This window comes from Exiguobacterium artemiae, assembly GCF_033342815.1.
Lineage (GTDB): Bacteria > Bacillota > Bacilli > Exiguobacteriales > Exiguobacteriaceae > Exiguobacterium_A > Exiguobacterium_A artemiae_A.
Genome location: NZ_JAWPEN010000036.1, coordinates 1 through 1,765, shown reverse-complemented (window position 1 = coordinate 1,765; position 1,765 = coordinate 1). Strand labels below are relative to the sequence as shown.

At 41.9% G+C, this 1,765-nt stretch carries 3 protein-coding genes; all 3 read right to left on the bottom strand.

Translation table 11 applies throughout. The features are described from left to right. A partial coding sequence (locus R7V76_RS16580) for a hypothetical protein (RefSeq protein WP_318094348.1) occupies positions 1 to 730 on the bottom strand: 730 nt, incomplete at its 3' end. A gap of 115 nt (positions 731 to 845) precedes the next feature. Further along, positions 846 to 1,064, bottom strand: a complete 219-nt coding sequence (locus tag R7V76_RS16575; RefSeq protein WP_318094347.1) for a hypothetical protein — start codon at positions 1,062 to 1,064, stop codon at positions 846 to 848. A gap of 458 nt (positions 1,065 to 1,522) precedes the next feature. After that, a partial coding sequence (locus tag R7V76_RS16570; protein ID WP_318094346.1) for a hypothetical protein occupies positions 1,523 to 1,765 on the bottom strand: 243 nt, incomplete at its 5' end.

The window sequence follows — 1,765 nt, the reverse complement described above, 5'->3', positions numbered from 1 at the left end:
ATTGCTTATATTTCCGTCTAGCAGGATAGGAAAAGTCGTCAAACAATTGTTCCCCACCTTCCGAAGCAAGACCTTTCAAAACAGCCTTATCCATCGCTTTCAATCCTGTTAACATCAAAAATTCCGTATGAGGTCTAATGTCGTTAAACGGGTTAAAACCACCATCTAAAAATTTCTTGCAAGCGTCGGCCCCAGTGAATCTGACTTCTATACGCCACCACTCTTTATCAGTGATTTGCAATTCGTTCACCTCATTAGCCTTGCTACGCTCTTTCTTCTTGTTATACATGACCATAGTAACCTTAGACCTCTTACCGCCTACATACCATGTTTCAAGCGCTCCTGTGCCGGCATGATGCCTACTACTTTCCCTAGACTGCATATCGATCCATCTGACATGAGACAAGTCCTCATGGTAATCAAAAGCGACGTCGATACGAGTCAGATAAACGTTTTTCATTCTCCTAATGACAGAGCGATAAACTTTCCACCACTCATTACTGTTTTTAGCGTGATTAGGATTAAATTCAAACCTTAATCGAGGTACTTTAGCATTTGTAGGAGAAATTGATAAATGACCTTTCCCCGAAAGATTATAAGACCACTGATAAGGAAACTTGGCTTGGTATCTTTCAAGTAGCAATTCAGTCTCTAAAAACTCTATAAATTCCGATTCTTCGCCGTTCAAATCTCCCAAAATAGTCATTTTATCTATCGACGATTCAAACAAGAAATAAAACCTCCACTCCTCCAAAATTGAAACGAAACTAAGGGTTGTGTGCCTGTTAGATAGACGCACACTTTTCACTGGCTTCCCCCAGCACGATTCTTCACCCGTTTTTAGGTTATTCCTCAGCTTTTTTCTCCAAATACTTCAGAACGTTTTCGTTTGTCATTACAGCCATAGCTTTCATCATATCTTCTTGTTTCTTAATCTCAGAAATCTTCATATTCAGATACGCAGTGACCGAAACGCCATGATAATCAGATTGTTCCTGTACCCATTCATAAATAGGTAAAGGCATACGAATATTGATACGTTTGATATTTTCCTCAGTTGCCATTTTAACACCTCCTAATACACATATTGTAACCTAGAAATTTTTGGATAACAACGCTTTTTATTTCACGACTGGTTGACATTGAGACTCTGTACCCCCGAACCCCCAAAACCATCGCCTCCGAGGGGCTATGCCCCTCTGGGAGCCACCGGTTTCAGTGTTATCAGGGGTACTACTCAATATCAACCAGCTTTCGCGACATAAACGCTAACGTGTACCGTTTTAAAAGTAGATTTAGACCATGTATACCAACGCTTGAAGGTAATTCTCTATGTATTTCCTACCCCCTGTTAGTAGGTGGGGGTTGATACCTTCCTATGTGTATCCAGCAGCGTGCGAGCCGTTGCTCAACTGGACGTGCGTCTCAGTTTGCGCTCCGTCTTCGCTACGCTTTCCGGGTACGCAAAAGGGAGGGTTCGCAGCCCTCCCCTCAACTATTCAGTTATGGTATAATACTTACATCAGAATACCGCTACTCTTGCGTAGCTTGTCCATGAATCGACCTGTGCCAGCAGGTCTTTTTCGTTTTCCTCGTAATCAGAATACGGATCAACTGGACAAGGTAGAGTTCTTTCCAGTAACAATTGCTTATATTTCCGTCTAGCAGGATAGGAAAAGTCGTCAAACAATTGTTCCCCACCTTCCGAAGCAAGACCTTTCAAAACAGCCTTATCCATCGCTTTCAATCCTGTTAACATCAAAAA